7 protein-coding genes are annotated in these 6,039 nt (G+C 59.6%); 1 reads left to right on the top strand and 6 read right to left on the bottom strand.

The annotated features are described in order from the left end of the window. Positions 1 to 210: 210 nt before the first annotated feature. Genes OKB77_RS22475 through OKB77_RS22450 form a run of 6 tightly spaced genes read right to left on the bottom strand, consistent with a single transcriptional unit; the run spans position 211 to position 5,038 of the window. Positions 211 to 1,389, bottom strand: coding sequence for a tetratricopeptide repeat protein (locus tag OKB77_RS22475; RefSeq protein WP_150390044.1), 1,179 nt, complete (start codon positions 1,387 to 1,389; stop codon positions 211 to 213). Positions 1,390 to 1,391: 2 nt separating this feature from the next. Then, positions 1,392 to 2,054, bottom strand: a complete 663-nt coding sequence (locus tag OKB77_RS22470) for an energy transducer TonB (RefSeq protein ID WP_064339055.1) — start codon at positions 2,052 to 2,054, stop codon at positions 1,392 to 1,394. After that, complete coding sequence (locus OKB77_RS22465; protein ID WP_005339369.1) at positions 2,051 to 2,452, bottom strand: ExbD/TolR family protein; 402 nt, start codon at positions 2,450 to 2,452, stop codon at positions 2,051 to 2,053. Before OKB77_RS22465 ends, OKB77_RS22470 begins: the two co-directional genes overlap by 4 nt. Continuing rightward, positions 2,449 to 2,979, bottom strand: a complete 531-nt coding sequence (locus OKB77_RS22460; protein WP_005339367.1) for a MotA/TolQ/ExbB proton channel family protein — start codon at positions 2,977 to 2,979, stop codon at positions 2,449 to 2,451. The genes OKB77_RS22465 and OKB77_RS22460 overlap by 4 nt, the downstream gene beginning before the upstream one ends. Then, a complete protein-coding gene (locus tag OKB77_RS22455; RefSeq protein ID WP_270818538.1) occupies positions 2,976 to 4,280 on the bottom strand; it encodes a MotA/TolQ/ExbB proton channel family protein in 1,305 nt (434 codons plus the stop codon). The genes OKB77_RS22460 and OKB77_RS22455 overlap by 4 nt, the downstream gene beginning before the upstream one ends. After that, entirely contained in the window at positions 4,277 to 5,038 is a 762-nt protein-coding gene (locus tag OKB77_RS22450) for a DUF3450 domain-containing protein (protein ID WP_064339057.1), read from the bottom strand. The genes OKB77_RS22455 and OKB77_RS22450 overlap by 4 nt, the downstream gene beginning before the upstream one ends. A 210-nt stretch (positions 5,039 to 5,248) precedes the next feature. Here OKB77_RS22450 and OKB77_RS22445 point away from each other — a divergent pair, with 210 nt between their 5' ends. Continuing rightward, positions 5,249 to 6,025 (top strand): helix-turn-helix transcriptional regulator, encoded by a 777-nt coding sequence (locus OKB77_RS22445; protein WP_005357256.1) that lies wholly within the window; start codon positions 5,249 to 5,251, stop codon positions 6,023 to 6,025. Positions 6,026 to 6,039 lie beyond the last annotated feature (14 nt).

The raw sequence follows: 6,039 nt of genomic DNA, 5'->3' as shown, positions 1-6,039 counted from the left end.
CTTCTCACTTCGAAAGTCAAGCGATTGTTTTCGCTTTCTTTCGGCGCCCACTTCACTAGGAAGCTGGCTCATCAGTTCGGCGTGTTCCGCCGTGCTGGTAGGGGCGCATTATAGGGAGCCTCGCCGGGATGACAAGGGCTTTTTGCAAAAATACGTTCGTTTGCTGAAAAAGCGAACTGAACGCCCCAAAACAGCCCCTTGGCACCTCTTTTACGCCGCTTTTTTGCTCAACTCTTCGCTTTGTGCCCGGATATAGTTGACCCAGCTGGTTGCCTTCTGCTGCCAGTTATCCTGCTGCTGCAGCTCACGGGCCAGTTCCAGCGCCTGGGCATACTGCTCCTTATTAAGGTGTGCCTGCACCAGCAGCGCTTTGGCACGATTGCCTTGCTCGCCTTTTACCGACTTGATGGCGGCGAGCTGGATCATGGCAGCATCAGTCTTGCCCTGTTGCAGCATCAGTTCGGCGGCGCGCATGGCAGCTTTGGGCTGACCATGTAGGCTGGCCAGCTGCTGCCAGCTATCAACTGCTTGTGACCACTCCCGGGCACCTTCCCACAATTGGGCAAGCAGTTGGCGGTTTTCAGCACTTTGCTTCATCTGTCCCTTGGCCATGGCCGCTTCCAGCAGACGGGCCCCACGATAAGGCAGCCCTTGCCAGGCATAGAGACGGATCAGCTGATTGCGGGCAGACGCATCATCCATCAGTTTTCTGTCGATAGCTGTTTGAAGCAGAGCCAACGCCTGATCGCCACGTTTGGCGGAGAGGTTGAGCGATACCGCCTGTTGCCACCATTTGCTCTCTTTGGGTTCGTGGCTGATCAACTCGGCCGCCTGATCGGCAGCCACGCCATAACGTTGCTGAGCGGTGAGGGCGGATAGACGAATAATGGCGGCCTGTTTCTGCCAACCCTTTTTCAACAACTGTTCGCTCTGACTGGCGGCGTCACCGTACTGCTTGTTGTGGTAATAGAGACCAGCCAGACGCAGGCGCAGTGCATCGTCTTGCTTGAGTCCCAGTGCCGCCTTGTAGCTGGCGATGGCGCCAGACCAGTTGGATTGCTGGGCCTGAATATCGCCGCGCAGTCGCAACAGCTGGAGCTGTTGCTGCTCGGGCCACTCTTTATAGGCAAGAGCCTGTTCGACATAACGGCTCGCCTGGGCGGTCTGTTGCAGATTGGCCGCCAGCGAGGCTTGCAACTGCGCCAGCCAGGCACGCTCGGCATCGCTATTTGGCTTGAGGCCGGACGCCTTGCTCTGGGCTTGTTGCCACTGACCGGACTGATAGAGCTTCATCACGGGTTCAAGCTGACGGGAGAAGTGAGGGCTGACCTCCATCGCCAGACAGGCTTGGCCGACCAAGGCAAGCAGACAGATCCAGATCCGCAACATAGTTATGACTCCAGTTTGAATTTGAGCGTGATGACTTGCACCAGCTTGTCGGTGGCGCCCGGTCTCGGCTGATAGCGCCACTTGTTGATCGCCTGAATGGCCGCCCGCTCGAACTGACGCTTGGGTTTGGCCTCGACCACTTCCACATCCTGCACTCCACCTTCGGCATTCACGCTAAAGCGCAGGGTGACGAATCCTTCGATCCCTGACTGTTGGGCACGATAGGGGTAGACCGGCTCGATCCGTTGCAACGGCATCAGCATGTCACCGACGCCGATACCCGCACCCTGCTGCTGGCCGTGGTAGTTGCCACTCAATACCGGTGCGGTACTGGTCGCCACACCAGGGGCATAGACCTGCACCGTGCTGAGGCTGGAGACCAGATCCAGACTCGGCTCAACGGCCGCCAAGGGGGCCGCTGCAGGCATCGGCAGCGGTGTGGAGGCCAATGCGGCAGGGGGCTCTGGCAGAGGTTCGGGTTCCTGCGGCACCGGACGCTCGCGCACCTGCACCTCGGTCACCTCGCTCTGCATATTGATGACGATGGGCTTCTGTTCGCTCGCCACCTTCTCGCCCCGGGGCGGTTCAACCAGCGTGGCCATAAACAGCAGGATGCCCAGACTGAGGGCAATCCCCAGCCCCAGGCTCATCAGCTTGTATTTCATTTTGGCGCCACCGCCACGGCGATATTGGCGATACCCGCCGCCTTGGCCTCATCCATCACCCGCACCACCTTGCCGTGGGGCACCCGCTCATCGGCCTGGATCACCAGACTGGCATCGGGCTGCTCCGCCAGCAGGCGGGCGATGGTGGCCTGTACCCGCTCCACATCGATCTGCTTGCGGTCGAGGAAGATCTGACCCTGAGCCCCAATCGCCAGCATGATGCTGGAGGATTTCTGCGCCTTGGCCTGACTGGCCTGGGGTCTGTGCACCTCGAGTCCGGCTTCACGCACGAAGGAGGTGGTGACAATAAAGAAGATCAGCATGATGAACACGATATCCAGCATGGGGGTCATGTCGATCTGCACTTCGTCACGCTGGCGTTTGGATTGCCGTCTCATTGCATTACCTTCTCTTCTCGCAGGCCGTCCCGGGTCTTGGCCAGCGCACGCTTGGCCTGACTCTCGAGCCGACTGAGTAACAACACGCCGGAGAGCGCCACCACCATGCCTGCCATGGTGGGGATAGTGGCGCGGGAGATCCCGCCCGCCATGCTCTCCGGGTTAAAGCGGTTGGCCGCGGCCAACGCATCGAATACGCCGATCATGCCGGTCACAGTGCCCAGCAACCCCAGCATGGGACAGAGCACCACCAGGGTGCGGATGAAGATCAGATGACGGTTCAGTTCCAGCTCTGCCTGCGCCAGCCAGCGGCTGCGGATCGCTCGGGCGTGCCAGCTGTGGCGCTCGCTGCGGGCCTGCCAGCGGCCGAGAAGCTGTTGCTGCAAGGGGCCAAAACCCAGATTGAGGTAGAGCAACCGCTCGATCATCAAAATCCACATCAGCACCAGCAGGGCCAGAATGACCCAGAGCACAGGGCCGCCACGGCCCATGAAACTCTGCAGCTGTTGCCAGATGTCGAGCATCATGCTGCTCGCTCCATCCCGCCGTTATTGCTCTCGGCGCGCTCAGCCAGAATGCCGGCTACTTGCTGCTCCAGCACATTGGAGAGCTCGGTGAAGCGGGACTGCAGCAGGCTGTGGGCCAGGATCAGCGGAATGGCCGCCACCAGACCCTGTACCGTGGTGACCAGCGCCATGGAGATGCCGCCCGCCATGATCTTGGGATCGCCGGTGCCAAACTGGGTGATGGCCTGGAAGGTGCCGATCATCCCGGTCACGGTACCGAGCAGGCCCAGCATGGGGGCGATGGCCGCGATTACCTTGACCATGCCGATGCCGCGCTCCATGCGAGGAGTCTCCTGCAGGATCGCCTCATCAAGACGCAGCTCGAGGGTCTCCATGCTCAGCTCGGGGTGTTTGTCTGCCACCGTCAGCACCCGGCCGAGGGCGTTGTCGGCGTGATACTCGCCGCTCTTGAGCTGGCGGCGCACCCGACCCAGTTCTCGGGAGAGGCTCCACAGCCGTACTGCTGCAATTCCCAAACCGATGGCGGCCAACAGCACGATAATGGCGCCGACCTGACCACCTTGTTGTACCTGCTGCCAGAAGGTGGGCGCCTGTGCCAGCATCGCCAGCAGAGTGCCATGCGAAGGATCAAGCGGCAGCGCTTCCCCTTCCTGACCCTGATAAGCCGCAACGGCAGAGAGCACGCTACCGGGCAGACCCAGTACCGGGCTCAAGCCTTCGGCGGTCGGTTGCAGGAAGCCTTCGCTCCCCAGCAGGGCAAAACTGCCAACCCGGGTCAGCGACTGCTCGCTGGCAGCCCCCTGGGCATCGAGCACCTTGCCGTTGAACTGGGCAATCCAGCCAGATTCGCGGATCTCCTGCAGCAGCGTGGCGGGTAGCAGGGCGAGGGCGGCGCGATCCGGCACCTGTTTATCCTGTGCCATGGCTTTCAGCGGGGCGAGACGTTCCGGGAACTGGCCCTCGGCGGCGGATTCGCTCAGCAGCTTGACCGCATCGCTGGCGCCCTGACGGGTGACCGCGAAGATCTCGTTCATATCGCCGGAGGCTTGCTCCCACTGGGCGTTAAGCTCGACCAGCTGCTTCTCGTTGCTGGCGAACTTGCCAGCCAGCTCCTTGCTCAGGCGCTGGGCCTCGGCCAGTCTGGCGCGGGCAGTGCCGAGCTCCTTGGCAACGGTCGCCAGATCTTGCTGAGCCTGCTGTTCACGAGCCTGTTCCTGCTGCTGCCACTCATCGGCGACAGCGGCGTTGGTACCGCAGGAGAGGGCAATAAGGAGGGGGAACCACTTCATGGTGACTCTCATGATTGGGCCTCCTGACTGCGGCTGACAGAGAGGGGGACATTGAGCAACTGGGGAACTTTCTTGTCGGCGGCCACATCCATCGCCTCGGCGATAGGGGAGAGCCACTGGCTGTCGAGGGCTTGCCACTGCTTAGCCTCGGCAGACCAGCGCCATGCCTGACTGCGATCGGCAGTCATCGCCAGCAGGGAGACCCGACCCAGCGCCAGCACATCGACCCGACGCGGAGAACCATCCAGCTCCAGCTCGGCGGAATAGCTGTCCATCCGGCTGCCGTACTCGGCTTCGATCTTATAGGCCTGCAGCAGCTGACGGAATTTCTCCGCCTCGCTAACGTCTGCGCGAGCCAGGGTCGCTTTCAACTGTTCAACCCGCGCCAGCCGATCTTCCTTACGCAGCGGGATGTCATTTTGCACCAGCTGTTCCAGATCTGCCTGCATCTGCAACATCAGCGGGATCAAGCCCTGACGGGTCTCTTGCACCGCTTCCAGCTGCTGGCTCAATTTACCCAGCTCATTTTGCTGATCGGCCACCAGAGATTGCATGTAGCGGTTGTAGGCTTCGAGGTCACGCAGTTGCAGCTGGGCGTTTTGCAGCTCCAGTCGTGCGGCAACGGCGGCATCGGCGGCTTTTTCCACCCGCTGCTGGGAGGCTTTCCCGGCAGCTATGCTGTTCTTGAGGGCGGGAGCAACCAGCTCATCCCCGATGGCAGCAAAGTGGACTGACAGTGGCAGCAGGGCCACACCCCATAATTTGTTCATTGAAATACATCTTACTAATGATAACTATTATCATTATCTCAAATGCAGGGCGGACTGGCAACGAGAGGATTTTCTTGGCCTTTATGCACAAAAACAGGATAATTTTTAAGCACGCACGGAATAAGTGGCGCCAATAGCCACCGCACAAATATAAATAACGAGAAAAAATCTTTTCGATCAGTGTGATAGAGATCGAAAAAGGAGAAAGTAATGCTCAACGATGCGATCTGGGAACATATAGACAAGTTCACCAAGGCAACAAAAACCAGCGATATCCAGCAACTGCTGGAGCGCTTCAGTCATCAAATGGGCTTTGATTACTTTCGGCTGCTGATTATTTTCCCCATCAGCATGCAAAAATCCCACGTGGCACTGTTCAACAACTGTCCGACCACCTGGTTTGACGCCTACAGCGAAAACCAGTATCTGACTCAGGATCCGGTGGTCTATCTGGGGCTGAAACAGACCCAGCCGATCTTCTGGAACAAGCTCGACTGCGATTCGCCCTGGCTACCCAGCGCCAGCCGCGACGTGATGAACCTTGCGGCTGATTTCGGGGTACGCAATGGCGTCTCCTTTCCGCTGCACACCCCGCAGGGCGAGCACGGCATCCTCTCTTTCATCACCAAGGAGAAATCCAACTCCGACCTGATGTTTGAAAATGTCCCGCTGCTGTCGTTCTGCGCCAGCTACATCTTCAACTCTGCACTGCAACTGATCAAAAGCAGACCGGATATGATGAAATACCTGACCGAACTGTCGGATCGGGAGAAGGAGTGCCTGTTCTGGGCCAGCGAGGGCAAGACCTCCTGGGAGATCGCCACCATCCTCGGCATCAGTGAGCGGACGGTCAACTTTCACCTGACTCAGGTGACCAACAAGACCGACTCAAAGAACCGCAGTCAGGCCATCGCCAAAGGGATCACCAGCGGCATCATAGTGCCCTCCCTCGACGAGGTCACCATCACCAACCTGCGGCTGTCGTAACCCCTCAGCCGAAA

Origin of the sequence: Aeromonas sp. Y318-3 (assembly GCF_027706185.1) — a bacterium.
GTDB lineage: Bacteria > Pseudomonadota > Gammaproteobacteria > Enterobacterales > Aeromonadaceae > Aeromonas > Aeromonas veronii.
This window is presented reverse-complemented; position numbering and strand designations above follow the sequence as displayed.